At 72.0% G+C, this 17,442-nt stretch carries 15 protein-coding genes and 1 pseudogene; 8 read left to right on the top strand and 8 right to left on the bottom strand.

Annotated features, from left to right (window positions below; all coding sequences use genetic code 11):
• Positions 1–2 precede the first annotated feature (2 nt).
• Positions 3–1,322, bottom strand: a complete 1,320-nt coding sequence (locus ACZ6ZP_RS14260; RefSeq protein ID WP_351156796.1) for an ABC transporter substrate-binding protein — start codon at positions 1,320–1,322, stop codon at positions 3–5.
• A 192-nt stretch (positions 1,323–1,514) separates the two neighbouring features.
• Between ACZ6ZP_RS14260 and ACZ6ZP_RS14255 the strand changes: the two genes are divergently transcribed.
• Complete coding sequence (locus ACZ6ZP_RS14255) at positions 1,515–2,819, top strand: ROK family transcriptional regulator (protein ID WP_351156799.1); 1,305 nt, start codon at positions 1,515–1,517, stop codon at positions 2,817–2,819.
• On the opposite strand, the gene ACZ6ZP_RS14250 is transcribed toward ACZ6ZP_RS14255, so the two are convergent.
• The gene (locus tag ACZ6ZP_RS14250) at positions 2,816–3,751 is read right to left on the bottom strand and encodes a helix-turn-helix domain-containing protein (RefSeq protein WP_469406891.1); all 936 of its coding nucleotides are present in this window, start codon (positions 3,749–3,751) and stop codon (positions 2,816–2,818) included. The two genes, ACZ6ZP_RS14255 and ACZ6ZP_RS14250, sit on opposite strands and share 4 nt — an antisense overlap.
• 177 nt (positions 3,752–3,928) lie before the next feature.
• Between ACZ6ZP_RS14250 and ACZ6ZP_RS14245 the strand changes: the two genes are divergently transcribed.
• From ACZ6ZP_RS14245 to ACZ6ZP_RS14235, 3 genes are read left to right on the top strand one after another with little or no spacing between them, the layout of a single operon-like run.
• Complete coding sequence (locus ACZ6ZP_RS14245; RefSeq protein ID WP_469407260.1) at positions 3,929–4,924, top strand: MBL fold metallo-hydrolase; 996 nt, start codon at positions 3,929–3,931, stop codon at positions 4,922–4,924.
• Positions 4,921–6,462, top strand: a complete 1,542-nt coding sequence (locus tag ACZ6ZP_RS14240) for a carboxylesterase/lipase family protein (protein ID WP_469406890.1) — start codon at positions 4,921–4,923, stop codon at positions 6,460–6,462. Before ACZ6ZP_RS14245 ends, ACZ6ZP_RS14240 begins: the two co-directional genes overlap by 4 nt.
• A 50-nt stretch (positions 6,463–6,512) precedes the next feature.
• On the top strand, positions 6,513–7,202 hold the full coding sequence (locus ACZ6ZP_RS14235; RefSeq protein WP_383816845.1) for a YoaK family protein: 690 nt from the start codon (positions 6,513–6,515) through the stop codon (positions 7,200–7,202).
• Between the two features lie 5 nt (positions 7,203–7,207).
• Here ACZ6ZP_RS14235 and ACZ6ZP_RS14230 read toward each other — a convergent pair whose 3' ends face one another.
• From ACZ6ZP_RS14230 to ACZ6ZP_RS14220, 3 genes and pseudogenes are all read right to left on the bottom strand, one after another.
• Entirely contained in the window at positions 7,208–7,669 is a 462-nt protein-coding gene (locus ACZ6ZP_RS14230; RefSeq protein ID WP_383817177.1) for an SRPBCC domain-containing protein, read from the bottom strand.
• A gap of 102 nt (positions 7,670–7,771) precedes the next feature.
• Positions 7,772–7,995 (bottom strand): annotated as a pseudogene (locus ACZ6ZP_RS14225) (TetR/AcrR family transcriptional regulator); the annotation flags it as partial.
• 365 nt (positions 7,996–8,360) lie between these two features.
• Positions 8,361–8,921, bottom strand: coding sequence for an NAD(P)H-dependent oxidoreductase (locus tag ACZ6ZP_RS14220; RefSeq protein ID WP_361463997.1), 561 nt, complete (start codon positions 8,919–8,921; stop codon positions 8,361–8,363).
• 147 nt (positions 8,922–9,068) lie between these two features.
• On the opposite strand from ACZ6ZP_RS14220, the gene ACZ6ZP_RS14215 reads away from it, so the two are divergent.
• Positions 9,069–9,719: a TetR/AcrR family transcriptional regulator gene (locus tag ACZ6ZP_RS14215; protein ID WP_351156814.1), complete on the top strand. Its 651-nt coding sequence runs from the start codon at positions 9,069–9,071 to the stop codon at positions 9,717–9,719.
• Here the strand turns inward: ACZ6ZP_RS14215 and ACZ6ZP_RS14210 are convergent.
• The 3 genes from ACZ6ZP_RS14210 to ACZ6ZP_RS14200 all read right to left on the bottom strand — a co-directional run bounded on the left by ACZ6ZP_RS14210 (position 9,694) and on the right by ACZ6ZP_RS14200 (position 12,903).
• Positions 9,694–10,377 (bottom strand): M15 family metallopeptidase, encoded by a 684-nt coding sequence (locus ACZ6ZP_RS14210; protein ID WP_383816839.1) that lies wholly within the window; start codon positions 10,375–10,377, stop codon positions 9,694–9,696. The genes ACZ6ZP_RS14215 and ACZ6ZP_RS14210 overlap by 26 nt on opposite strands.
• A gap of 87 nt (positions 10,378–10,464) precedes the next feature.
• Positions 10,465–11,016: a DinB family protein gene (locus ACZ6ZP_RS14205; protein ID WP_469406887.1), complete on the bottom strand. Its 552-nt coding sequence runs from the start codon at positions 11,014–11,016 to the stop codon at positions 10,465–10,467.
• 69 nt (positions 11,017–11,085) lie between these two features.
• Positions 11,086–12,903: an ABC transporter ATP-binding protein gene (locus ACZ6ZP_RS14200; protein ID WP_383816833.1), complete on the bottom strand. Its 1,818-nt coding sequence runs from the start codon at positions 12,901–12,903 to the stop codon at positions 11,086–11,088.
• A gap of 186 nt (positions 12,904–13,089) precedes the next feature.
• Between ACZ6ZP_RS14200 and ACZ6ZP_RS14195 the strand changes: the two genes are divergently transcribed.
• From ACZ6ZP_RS14195 to ACZ6ZP_RS14185, 3 genes are all read left to right on the top strand, one after another.
• Entirely contained in the window at positions 13,090–15,447 is a 2,358-nt protein-coding gene (locus ACZ6ZP_RS14195) for an ATP-binding protein (protein WP_469406886.1), read from the top strand.
• Positions 15,448–15,677: 230 nt separating this feature from the next.
• Positions 15,678–16,988, top strand: a complete 1,311-nt coding sequence (locus ACZ6ZP_RS14190; protein WP_351156824.1) for a polysaccharide deacetylase family protein — start codon at positions 15,678–15,680, stop codon at positions 16,986–16,988.
• Between the two features lie 2 nt (positions 16,989–16,990).
• Entirely contained in the window at positions 16,991–17,404 is a 414-nt protein-coding gene (locus ACZ6ZP_RS14185; RefSeq protein ID WP_351157962.1) for a hypothetical protein, read from the top strand.
• The last annotated feature ends 38 nt before the right edge of the window (positions 17,405–17,442 follow it).

Below are 17,442 nucleotides of genomic sequence, written 5' to 3'. Positions count from 1 at the left end.
GCTCACTGCTGGGACATCTGCTGCTGAGCCTTGACCAGTTCGGCCTTCACGGACGCGGTGGTGACCTCACGTCCGTCCGCCGCGCTCGCGAAGAGGTTCTTGACGGCGGTGCCGACCGCGGTCTCGAACTGCGACTCGTTGGCCACCTGGGGAAGGGGCGCGGCGCTCTGGGCGAGGGTGTCGCGCAGGACCTTCAGCTCGGGGCGGTCGAAGGCGGCGTCCTCCTGTGCGGCCTTGACGGGCGGCACGGAACCGTAGGACTTGCAGAGGATCTTCTGTTCCGCGTCGCTCGTCATGAACTTCACGAACTTCAGCGAGCCGTCGATGTTCTTGGTGTTCTTGAAGACGGCCATGTTGATGCCGGCGACCATCGAGTTGGTGGCCTTGCCCTGGCCCGGCGTGCCGGACTGGACGGGCACGGGCGCCACGCCCCACTCGTCCTCGCTCATGCCCTGGGACTTGAAGGTGGTGGCCGCGGCCTGCCACAGCACCATCGCCGTCTTGTCCTTGGCGAAGTCGCTCAGGGACTGGTTCTGCGCGTACTCGGCGTTGCCCGGGGCGACGATCTTGTCCTTCGCCATCATGTCGACGTACTGCTTCACGGCCGCGACCGCGCCGGCGGAGGTGAAGTCGGCCTTGCCGTCCTCGGTGAAGAAGTCGGCGCCGTGCTGTTTGCCGAGGGCGAAGACCTGGTGGATGTTGTTGGAGAGGTTCGCCCCCTCCGCTCCCAGGGCCCACTTGCCGTCCTTGGAGATCTTCTTGCCGTCCTCGACCAGCTCGTCCCAGGTGGCGGGCGGCTTCTCGATGCCCGCGTCCTTGAACATCTTTTTGTTGTAGTAGAGGGCGTACGCCATGGAGTACAGCGGCACGGCGGCCGGGTCCTTGTCCGGTGCGCCGGCCGAGCCGAGGGCGGACTCCACGAAACGGTCCTTGCCGCCGATCTTCTCGAAGTTCTTCGCGTCCCAGGGCAGCAGGGCGCCGCTGGCCTGCAGGGACGCGCTCCAGGTGTTGCCGATGTTCAGGACGTCGGGGCCCTGGCCCGACGTCGTGGCGGTCAGGATCCGGTTGAGCAGCTCCGACCAGGGGATGACCTCGAGCTTGACCTTGATCCCCGTCTGCTTCTCGAACTTGGCGAGTTCGGGCTTGAGGATCTTCTTGTCCGCCTCGAGATTGGGTCCTTGGTTCGACGCCCAGTAGGTCAGCGTCTTCGGCGAGTCGTTGGACCCCTCGCCGCCCGTCGTCGAACCGCCGCCGCAGGCGGAGGCGGTGAGGGCGATCGAGAGAGTGGCGGCGCCGAAGGCGGCGGCTCGGAATCTGCGCATGGCTCCAGGTGTCCCTTCCGGAGGGAGTCATGGGGAGGACGGCTGGCCCAGCGCCGGGTCGAGCAGGCGCCGCGTTCAACTCTTGAATGCCCTCATGACTTAATTTAGGACGTGAGTTAAACCGGCAGGGAAGATACCGTCAAGGGGTCACACAGAACCAACTTCGAGGCAGAGCACGCCGGAAGGAACCACATGGCTGGGCAGCGCAACGGGCGTACGGTGCACGACCTGCGGCGGGAGAACCGCGCCGCCGTACTGCAGCGGCTGTACTTCGAGGGGCCGATGAGCCGCTTCACGCTCGGTCCGGCCACCGGGCTGAGTTCAGGTTCCATCAGCAACGTCGTGGCCGAGCTGGTGACGGAGGGGTGGGTGGAGGAGGCGGGCAGCGTGGAGTCCGACGGCGGGCGCCCGCGTACGCTCCTTCGGGTCGCGCCGGGCCGCGGTCAGCTGATCGGCGTGGACGTCGGCGAGACCCGCGTGCGCGTCGAGCTCTTCGACCTCTCCCTGTCCGAACTCGCCAGGACGGAGCGGCCGTTGACGCTCAAGGGCCACGATGTCGGCGGCATCGCCGAGCACATCCGCGACGGGATCGGCGAGGTGCTCGGCGCGGCGGGCGTCACCGAGGAGGGGCTTCTCGGCGTCGGGATCGGCGTGCCCGGCATCGTCGCGCGCGACGGCGAGCTCGGCGCCGTCGTGCACGGGCAGAGCATCGGCTGGAACGCGGTCCCGCTGGAGTCACTGCTGCGGGAGACCGCCCGGGGGGCTGCTCAACTCCCCGATTCCGTGCCGTACTTCATCGACAACGGGGCCAAGACGCTCGGCCAGGCGGAGATGTGGTTCGGCGCGGGGCGCGGGACGCGCAACGCGGTGGTCGTCCTGTTCGGTTCGGGTGTCGGTGCGTGCGTCGTCACCGAGGACGTGGAACAGGGCCGCGCCGTCGAGTGGGGGCACCTCACCGTGCGGGTGCAGGGCAGACGGTGCCGGTGCGGTTCCCTCGGCTGCCTGGAGGCGTACGCGGGGGCGGAGGCGCTGCTCGAACGGTGGCAGGAGGCGGGCGGGCGCCCGCCCGGGGGCACGGACGAGGAGAGCGCGCTCACCGCCATGCTCGACGCCGCCTATCCGGAGAGCGGCGGAGCGGCCGATCCGACGGCCCTGGCGGTGCTGGAGGAGACCGCCGAGTACCTGGGCGCGGGCCTCTCCGACCTGATCAACCTCTTCCAGCCGGAGCGCATCCTCGTCGGCGGCTGGGCGGGGCTCCAGCTCGGGGAGCGCTTCCTGACCGCGGTGAAGCGCCACATCCCCACCTACGCCCTCTCCTACCCGGCGGGACGCGTCACCATCGGCCTGGGCCGCCTCGGTCCGGACGCGGTGACGGTCGGCGCCGCGACGCTTCCGCTGGCCGACTTCTTCGCGCGGGGCGGGCGGCGGGCCGCACCGGCGCGTGCGGCCGAACTGCCGGGCTGGCAGACCGCGTTGGAGGGGCGCCAGCCGTCCTAGGGCTGGTCCGCGCGGAGGTTGGCGCGGAGGTGGGCGCGGCCCTCGGCCCGCTCGTCGCCGGAGCCCGGGTGGTGGTCGGCGGCGGAGGCGGCTTGCCCGAGGAGGGTCACCGCTTCCCTCGACGGTGAGCCGGGCTCGGTGACCGCGAGCACGAGGTGCTGGTCCTCGGCCTGGGGGAGGTGAAGGCTCTGCTGGGTCACGGTGAGGGTGCCGACGAGGGGGTGGCGCATCTCGTAGCGGGCGAAGTCGCAGGGGCGTACTTGGTGACCGGTCCACATGGCGGCGAACTCGGGGCTCTTGACGGTGAGTTCACCGATGAGCGAGGTCAGCAGCGTGTCGTCGGGGTGGCGTCCGGCGACCATCCGCAGATTCTCGACGACGGCCTTGGCCTTCGCCGTCCAGTCGGCGTACAGCGCTCGGGTGTGCGGGTCCAGGAAGAGCATCCGGGCGAGGTTGGGGCGCTCGGCCACCCGCTGAGGGCTGTCGGGGCTGACGTGCGCCGCGAACAGTGCGTGGCCAAGACGGTTCCAGGCGAGTACGTCGGTGCGGCGGTCGCTGACCAGCGCCGGAACGCTCTCCAGGGTGCTCAGCAGGTGGAGCGTGGTGGTCCCCGCCTGCTCGGGCCGCGGCCGACGGGCCGGGGCTCGCCGTCGGCCGGCGTCGGCGAGGTCGTGCAGATGTCTCCGTTCCGACGCGTCGAGGCAGAGGGCCCTGGCGACGGCGTCCAGGATCTCCGGGGACGCCCCCACCGACTGGCCCTGCTCCAGCCGCGTGTAGTACGAGGGGCTGACACCGGCGAGTAGCGCGAGCTCCTCCCTGCGCAGGCCTGCCACGCGCCGCCGGTCGCCGTAGTCCTTCAGGCCGACGTCCACGGGACGCAGCTGGGAACGGCGCGCGTACAGGAAGTCGCCGAGTCGGCCTCGTTCGCTCATGTCCCCCAGTCTGCATCGGCCCGTGCGCGCCAGCCTGACCCTGTCCGGGGTAGGCAGCGGCGGGTCTGGCTCACCTGCGCGGCCCCGACGACGGTGGTGGTGATCGAAAGCCCGACCGCCCCGGCCCTCAGGAGCACCCCGATGGACCAGATGGAACAGATGGATCAGCCCGAACCGCTGGAACAGATCGAACTCGGCGGCGTCACCGTCACCCGCGTCAAGGAGTACTACGGCCCCGTCGACATGACACCCGGCCAGTTCCTGCCCACCGCCGCGGAGGACGCCTGGCGCGACGACGCCGCCTGGCACCCGCCCCACTTCCTCGACCCGCGGACGAACATCGTCAACTCCGCGGTCCAGAGCTGGCTGCTGCGCAGCGAGGGGAAGACCATCCTCGTCGACACGGGCGTCGGCAACCACAAGGAGCGCCCCTACTCCCCGGTGTGGAGCCACCTGCGCACCGACTTCCTCGCCGACCTGGCGCGTGCGGGTGTCGCCCCCGAGGACGTCGACATCGTGATCAACACGCATCTGCACGTCGACCACGTCGGCTGGAACACCTATCTGGACGACAGGGACTGGGTCCCCACCTTCCCGAACGCCACCTACCTGCTACCGAAGGACGACTACGACTTCTGGAACCCGGCGAACGGCCACACTCCCCTGCTCGGCCGCGGCAACCAGAACGTCTTCGAGGACAGCGTCGCCCCCGTGCACCAGGCGGGACAGGTGCACCTGTGGCAAGGAGACCACCGGATCGACGCCAACCTGCGCCTGGAAGCGGCCCCCGGGCACACCCCCGGATCCAGCGTGCTCACCCTCGCCGCCGGGACCGACCGGGCGGTCTTCGTCGGCGACATGCTGCACAGTCCCGTCCAGCTCGTCGATCCGGAGCACAACAGTTGCTTCTGCGAGGACCCGGTCGGCGCCCGCGCCACGCGCCGACGGATCCTGGGCTGGGCCGCCGACCACAACGCGCTCGTCGTTCCCGCACACCTGGGCGGCCACGGCGCCGCCGAGGTCGAACGCTCGGGCAGTGCGTTCGCCATCAAGGGGTGGGCTCCCTTCACTCCGTACGTGCGTACGGAGGGGCGCGAGGCACACCAGGCGAACGCGGCACACAAGGCGAACAAGGTGCACGAGGCGAACGAGGGACGGGGGGCGACGGCATGACCACCGAGAACCGCACCGGGCCCGGCACCGGGCCCCGCATCGAAACCCGCACCGTGACCACCGCTCAGGGCGTGGTCGCCGGTGCCCGGCACGCGGGCGTCGCGGTCTTCCGCGGCGTCCCCTACGCCGCTCCCCCGGTGCGGGCCGGACGCTTCGCCGCGCCGCAACCGCACGCCCCGTGGGACGGCGTACGGGACGCGACCGCGGCGGGGCCGACCGCGCCGCAGGCCGAGCGGAACCTGGGCGGTATCGACATGTCGCCCTACTTCGGCCCCGGTTGGGTGCCCGGTGACGACTACCTCACCCTCGACGTCTGGGCCCCCGACCACCCCGGGCGCCGGGATTCGGAGGAGGCCCTGCCGGTCATGGTCTTCGTGCACGGCGGAGGCTTCGTGGCGGGTTCGACCCGGGCCGGCCTGTACGACGGCACCGCCTTCGCGCGCGACAGCGTCGTCCTGGTGACCGTCAACTACCGCCTGGGCATCGCCGGTTTCCTCGACCTGCCCGGAGCGCCGCGCAACCGTGGTCTGCTCGACGTCCTCGCCGCCCTGCGCTGGGTACGGGAGAACATCGCCGCGTTCGGAGGAGACCCCGGCCGGGTCACGCTCTTCGGCCAGTCCGCCGGAGCCACCCTGACCGGTGCCGTCATCGCCGCGCCACAGAGCAGGGGTCTCGTCCAGCGCGCCGTCGTGCAGAGCGGCAGCGGCCTGGGCGCCTTCTCGCCCGAACAGGCCGCCCGGGTGACGCGGGCGGCAGCGGCAGCTCTGGACATCGCGCCGCACGCCGACGCCTTCGCCGCCGTCCCCGACGCGCGCCTGGTCGAGGCCGCGGCCCGACTCGGCGGCATCGACCTTCGGACCGCGACCGCGTACGACCCGCTGATCGGACTCAGCCCCTTCAGCGTGGTCGCGGACCGCCAGCCCGCCGACGCCGTCGCCGCCGGACACGGCAGCACCGACATCGATCTCCTCGTCGGCACCAACACCGAGGAGGGCAACCTCTACCTCGTCCCCTCCGGCGCCTACGCCGACTCGACCATGGCCGACGTCCGGGCCGCCGCCGAACGCTCCCACCCCGAACCGGACGTGCTCGTCGACGCCTATCGCGCGGCGTACCCCGGGGCCGCCCCCGGGCAGCTGCGCTCCGCCGTCATGGGCGACGCCCTGTTCGGCGCGGGGAGCCGTGCCCTGGCCGACGCTCATGCCGAGCGGTCCTCGGGGGCCACCTACAGCTATCTGTTCGACTGGCGCTCCGGCGCCTTCGACGGGCTGCTCGGCGCCACCCACACCGTGGAACTCCCCTTCGTCTTCGGCCTCGACCCGGATCGGCTGCGCGGCCCCGACGCGCTGTTCGGCCCCGGCAGCCCTCCTGCCGATCTGGCTCCCCGCATGCATGCCGCGTGGATCCGCTTCGCCCGCACCGGAGACCCCGGCTGGGCCCGGTACGACACCCGCCGCCGGGCCACGGCGGTCATCGGCCGGCGCTGGACGGTGCGCGACGACCCCGGAAGCGAGGTGCGCCGGGTCTGGGAGCGGTGAGGCGGGCCCGGGGCGGTCGGGCCGCGGGGTGTCCCTGCCGAAGAGACGGTATGAACTCACTGCTCGACCGGGCCGCCGCCCGCCTCTTCCCCGAAACCGCGGGCCACCACGGCGTGCTGCCCCCGCTTCTCGTCCTGCTGACCTTCGTCACCGGTCTCGTCGACGCCGTCAGTTACCTCGGCCTCGACCGCGTCTTCGTCGCCAACATGACCGGCAATGTGGTCTTCCTGGGCTTCGCGCTCGCGGGTGACGTGCAGCTGTCCGCCACGGCGTCGCTTCTGGCGGTCGGCGCGTTCGTCGTCGGCGCGTGGACCGGCGGGCGGATCGCACCACGGGTCACCGAGCCGCTGCGGCTGTTCGCGCTCCTCGTCGCGGGGCACGCCGTGCTGGTGGCGGCGGCCCTGGTGCTCGATCTCGCCGCCGACGCGCGACACGTCCTGATCGTGCTCCTGGCGCTCGGCATGGGGCTGCAGAACGCCGTGGTCGGCAAGCTGGCCGTACCCGATCTGACCACCACCGTCCTCACCCGCACCCTGACGGGCCTGGCCTCCGACCGGCTTGGCCCGGCGTCCGTGCGCAGGTTCGTGTCCGTCGCCGCGATGTTCGCCGGCGCCCTCGCGGGCGGACTCCTTCAGCTCCACCACGGCACGTCCGCCGCGCTCGCGCCCGCGATCCTGCTGCTCGCCGCCGTCGCCCTGACGGCGTACCTGCGGGGCGTGGCCGAGCTGCGTGTCCGCTGAGCCGCCTACCGCGCTCCCTCGACGAGCCGGGCGAGGTTCGCCAACGCCATGCGCGTCCCCGTCTCGTTGTCGGCGGCGGGGACGCTGTCGGGAATCCCCTCGTGCACGACGAGGACATCGGTTCCGCCGTCGGCGTCGGTGAGCGTGGTGGTCATCGTCATCGTGCCGCGCAGCGCGGGATCCGCGGCCTCGAAGGCCAGCACCTCGACCACCTGCTCGTCGGGTACGAGCTTCGCGAAGTGGCCGTGGTAGGTGTCGGTGTGCGCGGCCGACTTGCCGGTGCCGGTCGGCGCCTCGTAGGTGAGCGAGACGCGGAACCGGCCGCCTTCGCGGGCGTCGAAGGTGTGCACCTGGCCGCTCATGCCGTCCGGCACGCGCCAGCGCGCGATCGCGTCCGCGTCCAGAAGCGCCTGATAGACGGCCGTGCGCGGGGCGTTCACGTGCCCGGACACTCGTGTCGAGTACATGAGGACCAATTTAGGGCGCCGACCGCGCGGCCCGTGCGAGCAACCCGCTGCGCAGCACTTCGAGCACTCGCGGACGACCGGCGCGAAGTCGAGCCGCATCACTGCCAGTTCGGGATCTGCTGCGTACGCGACCGGCATCGCGGCGGACGGCTGCGAGTGCGCCCAGGCGGCGCCCGTCACCCTGACGGTGTAGGCGGCGGACCGCATCCCGTCGCCCTCGTGAGCTCCGGCACGTGGGCGCGCACGAGTCCGGCCGGTACGCCGACGCTCGCGATGGCGGCCCGCTTGTATTCCGCGGCGGTCTTCGGGGAGACATCGCGTTCCAGGACCGCGGCCCGCGCGCTGATCAGGTCGCACAGGACGGGGCGCGCCGCTCCTTAGCACGCCGCCCACCCCGGCTGCACGCGCACCAGCCTCCAGACGGCAGGCGCGAGCCTGGGCCGCGACAAGCCGAGGTTCTCCCCGCTCGCCTCACTGGGCGTCCTGCGCTCGCAGGGGTCGAGCAGGGTACGGAGCCCTTGCTCTACGCGGCGACGAAGGTGACCAAGCCCCCCGTCGCCTGACGGCGGCGTCACCCTCGGCCGGGAGCCCCGCCCCCAGGCGCGCCACGCGCCGGCGAAGGATGACCCGCGCTTGCGGGGGCTCCCTCTTCGGCTGCCGCACCCGCGCCTGGCGGCCCTGCGTGCAAGCGTCAGGCTGCGACGGGCGTGGCCTGCTCGGTGAGGCGGGCGACGATCTCGGTGAGGGCCGTGGCCACCTCGGTGTCGTCCGCCGGGTGGGTCTCGGCGAAGCGCGTAAGGGAGGCGGGGATGGACAGCTTGGCGTCCTCGATGACCGCGCCGCCCGCGATGCCCGCGGCCTTGCGGGCCTCGTCCTGCGCCCACACGCCGCCGTACTGGCCGAACGCGGTGCCGACGACGGCGACCGGCTTGCCGGAGATCGCACCGGCGCCGTACGGGCGGGACAGCCAGTCGATCGCGTTCTTCAGGACGGCGGGCATGGTGCCGTTGTACTCGGGCGAGAAGAGCAGGAAGGCGTCGGCGCCGCCGGCCGCCTCGCGCAGGTGGGCCGCGGCGGCCGGGACGCCGCCCTCGACGTCGATGTCCTCGTTGTAGAAGGGCACGTCCGCAAGACCCTCGAACAGCTCGATGTGCACGCCTGCGGGCGCGTGCTTGGCGGCGGCCTCGGCGAGCTGACGGTTGTGGGAGCCGGCGCGGAGGCTGCCGACGAGGGCGAGGATGCGTACAGACATGGCGGAACTCCTGAAAGACGTGCGGACGGAACTCATATACGGGTTGCGACTACGGGTTACGCGACAAGCGGACCGGGGTCCGTTTAAAGTTGTACCACCTATCCGGACCACGGTCCACTTGTCCCCGCGGAGCGTTACGCTGGACCCATGACCGGCTCCGCTCTCCCGCCCCTCCCCTCGCCCGACGCACCGCGCGGGGCGACCGAGCTCGTCCTCACCCCGGCCGGCGAGCCGTCACTCAGGGCCGACGCCGCGCGCAACCGCACGCGCCTGCTGGAGGCCGCCGCACAGCTGATGGCCGGGTGCGGAGCCGCGCAGCTGACCATGGACGCGGTGGCCGCGGCGGCCGGAGTCGGCAAGGGAACGGTCTTCCGGCGCTTCGGCGACCGCACCGGCCTCCTCGTCGCCCTGCTCGACCACAGCGAGCAGCAGCTCCAGGCCGCCTTCCTCTCCGGCCCGCCCCCGCTGGGCCCCGACGCCCCGCCCCTGGAGCGCCTGCACGCGTTCGGTCCCGCCCTCATTCGTCACGAGCGCGACCACCACGAACTGGTCCTGTCCTCCCGGACCGACCCGCTGCGCACCTACGCCGTCCCGGCGAACCGGCTGCGCCACACGCACGTCACGATGCTGCTGCGCCAGGCGGGCGTGGCGGGCGATGCCGAGCTGCTCGCGCACGCCCTGCTCGGCTCCGTCGACAGCGTTCTCGTCCACCACCTGACCGTCGAGCTCGGCATGCCGCTCGACCGTGTGGAAGCCGGGTGGCACGACCTCGTCAACCGGCTGACGACCGCGCGCTAGCCTCCGCGCCGGCCGGCCCGTAGAGGGCGTGCGGCGCGCCCTCTGCCAGCGCCCAGTAACGATCGCCGTAGGACCAATGCCACCACTCGGTGGGGTAGTTGACCAGGCCCGCGCCCCGCAGGGCCGCGCCGAGGATCTCGCGGTTCCGGCGGGCCGCGGCGGTGATGTTGTCCGCATCCGTGTAGCAGGCGCCATCGCTCTCCTCCGGGGAGGCGTTCATCCGCGTGCCCAGGTCGAGTTCGCGGCCGTCGGCGTCGGCGAGGGTGAGGTCCACGGCGGAGCCCGCGCTGTGCGGTGCGATCTCCGGCGGCGACACATAGCGGCTCGCCGCCGTGTGGAGCCGCTCGGCGGTCCACGTGGGGTTCAAGTCCCGGAGCCGGCTCTCGTACTCCTCGAAGTAGCCGCGCTGCAGCCACGGCGGTCGGTAGCCCTCGACGAACAGCAGGCGCAGCCCGTCGGGCAGCAGCGTCTGGGCGTGCAGGATGCGGGCCAGGACGCCTTCGCGCAGCCGGGCGAAGGCGTCGTCGGCGTCCTGGGCGCGGGTGTCGACCAGGAGCGTGCCTGCGTGGCGCACGTCGACCAGGCGCTCCCCGCACTCCTGGACCGGTACGGCGGCCACCTTCGGGTCGGACATCAATGTGATCTCGCTCGAACTCATGGAGAGATCATCGCCGTTGACGCCGGGTGGTGCTTCACCCTCCGCGACCTGGGACGGAGTTCCCTTCTCTGCGGAGGAGACGCACCGCTACACGCCGATCGCGCCGTCGATCCGTTCGCGGAGGAGGTCGGCGTGGCCGTTGTGCCGGGCGTACTCCTCGATCATGTGGATGAGCACCCAGCGCAGCGACACCGTTCCGCGCCAGCCGTCGTGGCCCTCGATGTCGAGATCGGGCGCCTCGGCGACGAAGCGGTCGGCGAAGGCCACCTCGGCGCGCCAGGCCTCCCATGCTTCGGCGATCACGTGGGGTTCGGGCCGCGCGCCGTCGAAGTCCTGGTCGGGGTTGGCGTCCGTACTGAAGAGGAGCGCCGCGTCCTGACCGGCCAGCACGCGGCGGAACCAGCGGCGCTCCACGTCGGCGAGGTGCCGGACGAGGCCGAGCAGCGAGAGCGTGGAGGGCTCCACGGACCGCAGGGCCAACTCGGCCTCCAGGCCCGCGCACTTCAGCTCCAGCGTGGTGCGCTGGGCCGAGAGGAAATCGGCGAGCATGAGCCGCTCCTCGCCGGTGGTCCGGGCGTCGAGCCGGCCGTCCCGCTCTTCGTCCACGAACAGTTGCGCTCGTCTGCGTCCACTGGTCATGCCCGCCATCCAACCTGGAGGTCGCCTACGGGGCCAGCGATTATCGGCGGCCGATCCACTGTACGGCGATCATGCCGTCGTCGCGAGGAACTGCGTCGCCGCCAGCTCCCCGTACAGCGGATCGGCCGCCACCAACTCCTCGTGCGTGCCGGACGCGCGGACCCGGCCCGCGTCCATCACCACGATCCGGTCGGCCAGCGTCACCGTCGAGAGGCGGTGCGCCACGACGAGGACCGTCACCTCCCGGGAGACCTCGGCGACGACATCGCGCAGCGCCATTTCGTTCACCGCGTCGAGCTGCGACGTCGCCTCGTCGAGGAGCAGGAGGCGCGGCTTGCGCAGCAACGCCCTGGCGATCGCCACGCGTTGGCGTTCGCCGCCGGACAGCTGCGAGCCGCGGTGTCCGACCAGCGTCTCCAGGCCGTCCGGCAGCCGTTCGACGAGGGTGTCCAGTCGGGCGCGTACGAGGACGTCCCCGATCTCCGCGTCCGTCGCACCGGGCGCCCCGAAGAGGAGGTTCTCGCGCAGGGTGCCCGCGAGGACGGGCGCGTCCTGCTCCACGTAGCCGATGACGGAGCGGAGTTCGGCCAGCGGCCACGCGTGCACGTCGCGGCCGTCGACGAGGACGCGGCCGCCCGTCGCGTCGTAGAAGCGCTCCAGGAGGCCGAAGACGGTGGTCTTGCCCGCGCCCGAAGGGCCGACGAAGGCGGTCATGCCGGGGCCGGGGATGTCGAAGCTCACACCGTGGTGGACGTACGGAAGGCCCTCGCGGTAGCGGAAGGTGACGTCCTCGAAGGCGACGGCGGCGGGGCCGTCCTGCCCGGTGGGCGTCGCGGGCTCGGTGACGTCCTCCGTCTCCAGGCGTTCGGCCCGGACGATCCGGGCGATCGCCGCCGAGCCGACCTGGTACTGCGAGACGCCCTCGACGAGTCGGGACACGGGGTCGATCAGGTAGAAGAGGAAGAGCAGGAAGGCCACGAGCGTCGAGACGGAGATCGCGCCGGACGCCACGCGGGCGCCGCCGATGCCGAGGACGGCGAGGAACGACACCTGCACGGCGAAGCCGACCGAACTCCACGCCACCGCCTGCCACTTCGCGGACCGTACGCCGTGCCGCCAGGCCTCCTGCGCGGCGGCCTGCACGGCGGCGGTCTCGCGCTCCTCGGCGCCCGATGCCTTGAGCGTGCGGAACGCGCCGAAGGCCCGCTCCAGCGCGGTCGAGATGGTGCCGACCGCTTCCTGGGCCCGCTCCGTCGAGCGCGCGATCTTCGGCATCACCAGGGCCACGGCGCCGCCGATGAGCACGATCACGCCGAGTGTGACGCCGAGCAGGACGACGTCCATGAGGCCCATCATCACGATCGTCGCGATGAAGGAGAGTCCGCCCGCGACGGCGGACACCACGGACTGTGTGGTGACCGCGCGCAGCAGTGTGGTGTCCGAGGTGATCCGGGACATCAGGTCGCCGGGCTGGGTGCGCTCCACCTCGGGCACACGCAGCCGCAGCAGCCGCCCGATCAGGGTGCGCCGGGCCGCGAGCACCACGGACTCGGCGGTACGTTCGAGGACGTACGCGCCCACGGACTCGATGGCGGTGCCGAGCACCACGAGCGCGGTGAGCAGGAGGATGATCCCGGCGATCGACTCGTCGCTGCCGAGCCGGTCCACCAGGGCCTTCGCGGCGAGCGGCTGGGCGAGGCCGGTCGCCGCGCCGATCAGCGTGCACAGGGCGCCGAACGCGACGACCCAGCGGTGCGGGCGGAAGTAGCGGTACAGCGCCCGCCAGGTCTCCGCGGCGGAGAGCCGCTCCTGCGCCGGTCTCTCCTTCTGGGGTCCTTCGGGTGTCGGCCGCTCGGGGGCCGGCTGCTCCGGCTCGTTCTTGGTCACGTGAGGCAGGACGCCGGTGGAGGGTGATCTGCCTGACAGACCGCCGGGCCCTTCGCCCCGTAACCCAGATCGGGACACGGAGTTAGAGGATCTGGCGAATTCGTTGCAGTGACGATTCTGCACGGCGAGTGTGGCATGCGGCGGGCGGCAGGGCTCGCGGCATGGAAGGGCCCGAGCGTGAAGGGGATGACGGGGCGAGTGCGTGTGCGCGGGGGTGGCCTGCTGGGCCGGACCGAGGAACTGTCGAGACTCCGCAGGCTGCTGGCCCAGAGCAGGCTGGTGACGGTGGTCGGCGGTGCGGGCATCGGCAAGAGCACCCTCGCGGCGCATGCCGCGGCAGCGGTGGGCAGCCAGCTGACGGACGCGGTGGTGATCGTGCGCTGGTGGGACGGCGGCGGCCCGGCGCGGGGGCAGTCGGTGGCACGGGCGGTGGTCGAGGCGATGGACGGGGAGGCGGGTGGAGGTGAGCGGGGGGCCTCCCCGGCAGGTGGGGGCGACGAGCAGGCGACCTCGCCGGAAGGTGGGGGCGAGCAGGCGCCCTCCCCGGCAGGTGGGGGCGACGAGCAGGCGCCCTCCCCGGCAGGTGGGGGCGACGAGCAGGCGCCCTCCCCCGCAAGTGGGGACGACGAGCAGGCGCCCTCCCCGGCAAGTGAGGGCGAGCAGGGCCTACCCGCGGTGGATGGAGGCGGGCAGGACCCGACTGCTGCCACGGGTAGGGGCGAGCAGGAGCGGCCCGCCGCGGGGCGAAGCGAGCAGAGGCGGCGGCTCGCGGCGGTCGCGGGTGATCAGGCCCCGCCCGCGGCGAGTACGAACGAGCAGCGTCCGCCTGCGACGGATGCGGACGAGCAGGGCCCGTCCGCCGCCGGAAGCGAGCAAGGAGGTGCTGAGCGGGAGCTCATGGCGCGGCTTCGGGCGCGGCGGGTGCTGATCGTTCTCGACGACTTCGATCCCGTACGCGATGAGTGCGCGCGCCTGGTGCGGTCGTTGCTGCAGCGCGCCCCGGGCGTGCGGATTCTCGCCGCCGGAAGGCAATCGCTGGGGCTCGGACAGGAGTTGGTCCTGCGCCTGGGACCGCTCCCGGTCAGCGAACCGGGGGCGGACGAGGAACCGGGGCCCGCGGTGCGGCTGTTCATGGAGCGGGCGCGCTCTCTCCGGAGCGGGGCGGACGCCCGGTCGGCCGCCGGAGGCTCCGCCCCCACACCCGCCCTGCCCGACGCAGCCGAACTGCGCGCCGTCAGCGACATCTGCGCCCAGCTGGAAGGCGTACCGCTCGCGGTGGAGCTCGCCGCGGCGCAGACCGCCCTGCATCCGCCCGAACAGCTCGCGCGGATGCTCCGGCCCGCCCAGGGGTGGCTCGGCTCGCCCGAAGCACCCGTGCGGCGGCACCGGTCCTTACGGGCCGCCGTGGGCGCCAGCTATGCCTTGTGCGGGCAGGCCGAGCGCAGCGTCTGGGCGCGGCTCAGCGTCTTCGCGGGCGAGTTCGACGAGGACGCCGCCGTCCATGTGTGCGCGGGCGGCGGGCTGGCCCCCGCGCGGGTGGCGTCCTGCCTGGCGCGGCTCGCCCTGGCCTCGGTGCTCGAACCGGTGCGTGACCCCGGCGGCGTACTACAGCCCCGCTATCGGCTGCCCGCCGCGGCCCGCGGGTTCGGCGCCGAACGCCTCGAATCCGTCGGGGAGTCCGCCGCGGCGGCCGCCCGCCACCTCGCCTGGTACCGCACCGTCGCCTCCAGGGCCCATCAGCTGTGGAGCACCGGACGGCACGAGCAGGCGACCCGGCTGCTGCGCGACGAGGAGCCCGATCTGCGGGCCGCGCTCGAACGGGGCCCGCACACCGCCGACGAGAGCGCGGCCGCCCTCGGCATGGTCGTGGACCTGTGGTTCTGGTGGGCGGTGTGCGGACACGCCGCCGAGGGGCGCGAGCATCTGCGGCGGCTGCTGCCCCTCGCACGCGCCGGCACCGTGGGCTGCGGGCAGGCCCTCTGGCTGGCCGGCTGGCTCTCGGCGTGCACCGGCGCCCCCGAGGCCGAGGAACTCCTGGGCCAGGCGTGGCGCGTGGCCGTCCTCGCGGGGGACGACGCCACCATCGGACGGGTCTCCCACGTACAAGGCATCATCGCGCTGCGCGACGGAGAGACGGAACGCGCCATCGAGCACCTGCGGGAAGCGGCCCACACCATCCCGGCCCACGCGGACCACGGGCCGCCCGCCGCGATCAGCTGGGCCGAGCTCGCCGTGGCCCAGGCACGCGTCCGCCCGGCCGACGCGCTGCGCAGTGTCCGCCGTGCGTCGGCCGGCACGCAGACGCGGCACGACATGTGGACGCGCGCCATGACGCAGTACGCGCACGCCCTCGTGGAGCATCTGCGCGGCCGTCGCAGCCGCGCCTGGCGCCGGGCGCACAAGGCGCTCGCCGGTGTCGTCTCCGTGGCCGGGCCGCTCGGCGGCGTCTCGGTGCAGCAGCTGATCGACGTGATCGAAGGGGAGCCAGTGCTCGGCGGTGTCCAGTGGACCCCTCCGTGCGGGTGGGATCCACCAGGGACTTGACGGGCCCGGCAGTCGACCACTGGCGCTCCCATTCGGGGACTTTGATGGGCCATCAGTTCTAACGCTCCGTCACCGACCGGTCGGACCAGCAGCCCAGCGCCCCATCTACCACACCCCCAGCAACTGCCCTTTTCGGGTCAAATCCGGCAAAAGACATACCGTCATCTGATTCGTTCATCTTCTTGCGGTCTACACATGGTGAGACCAGGAAGCGAGTGAACGGAGTGGGTATGCGCTCGGTCGGCCGAAGGCACGCGCTGGGGCTCGGACTTGCGGTGACAGCGGGCGTGGGCCTTGCCGGGTGCGGTGCCGAGGAGCGTGTATCCAAGGGTTCGGCGTCCCCGTCGCCCTCCGGGGCGGCGCAGGGGCACGGGCACGAGGGAGAGGGCGGACGGCACGGCGCGCAGCTGAAGCAGGCACCGGCGCGTCCGATCGGCGACGGTTCGACGGCGTTCACGGGCAAGCAGCCGATGCAGCCGGACTCCCCTGTCCCCCTGGAGCCGGGTGAGACGCCCCCGCAGTTCGTGATCTTCTCCTGGGACGGTGCGGGCGAGGTCGGCAACGGTCTCTTCCCGCGCTTCTTGAAGCTGGCCGAGGACCACGACGCGAAGATGACGTTCTTCCTCTCCGGGCTCTATCTCCTTCCCGAATCCAAGAAGCGGCTCTACAAGCCGCCGAACAACGCGGTCGGCGCGTCCGACATCGGTTATCTCACCGACGGTCACATCAAGGAGACGCTGAAGTACGTCCGCCAGGCCTGGCTCGAAGGCCACGAGATCGGCACGCACTTCAACGGACACTTCTGCACCGGCACCGGAAGCGTCGCCCACTGGACACCCGCGCAATGGCAGAGCGAAATCGACCAGGCCGCCGGCTTCGTCAAGGAATGGCGCACGAACACCGGCTGGACCGATCTGCCGTCACTGCCCTTCGACTACGACAAGGAACTCGTCGGCGGCCGTACGCCCTGCCTCCTCGGCCGGAACAATCTGCTGCCCGTCGCCCGCGAACGGGGCTGGCGCTACGACTCCTCGTCCCCCGGCGGATCGCAGCGGTGGCCGGAGAAACGCCTGGGGGTGTGGGATCTGCCGTTGCAGCAGATCCCGTTCCCCGGGCACCGCTTCGAGGTCCTGTCCATGGACTACAACGTCCTGGCCAACCAGTCGAAGAATTCGACGCGGGCGCCCTCGTACAACTATCCCGGCTGGCGCACCCAGGCGACCCAGTCGTATCTCGCCGGTTTCCGGCGTGCGTACGAGACGAACCGTGCCCCCTTCTTCATCGGCAACCACTTCGAGGAGTGGAACGGCGGCATCTACATGGACGCCGTCGAAGAAGCCCTCAAGGGGATGGCCGGGAAGAAGGACGTACGCCTCGTCTCCTTCCGGCAGTTCGTCGACTGGCTCGACGTCCAGGACCCGGCCGTCCTCGCCAGGCTGCGCGGACTTCAGGTGGGCGAGCAGCCCGCGGGCGGCTGGCAGAGCTTTCTCGGCAAAGCGACCAAGCGAGAAATCAACAGAGAGATGGAGACAAGACGTTGACCGTGAACCGGTTGAAGCTGAAGCAGGTGTCGGTGGCGGGAATCGCGGCCCTCACCGTCCTGGCGGGGCCCGCGGTGGCCGGCGCCGGCGCCGTGAGCCCGCACTCCTCGCACGCACCCGGGGCCGCCGTGACCGCGGCTCCGCGCCCGACGCTGACGGCGAAGTCGACCGTGGGCAGCGTGCGGGCGTGGCACGACTTCCGCATCTACGGCGTCGGCCACCACATGCGCGCCGGTACGCGCGTCACGCTTCAGCAGAAGCAGGGCAAGCGCTGGGTGTCGCTGCCCGCGTCGGTGTACACCGCACGCTCCGGTGCGTACAACATGCGGGTCAAGCTCGGCCTCAAGGGCCGCAATTCCCTGCGCATCGTCGGCGGCGGCGCCATCTCGCCCGTGGTCTATGTGACGGTCCGCTGAGCCGGGCCCATACGCCCGTACGCCCGCACCCGGTCATG

The sequence above is a fragment of the Streptomyces sp. NPDC054047 genome (genome assembly GCF_055585065.1).
The sequence above is the reverse complement of the archived record's forward strand: the minus strand, read 5'-3'. Positions and strand labels throughout refer to the sequence as shown.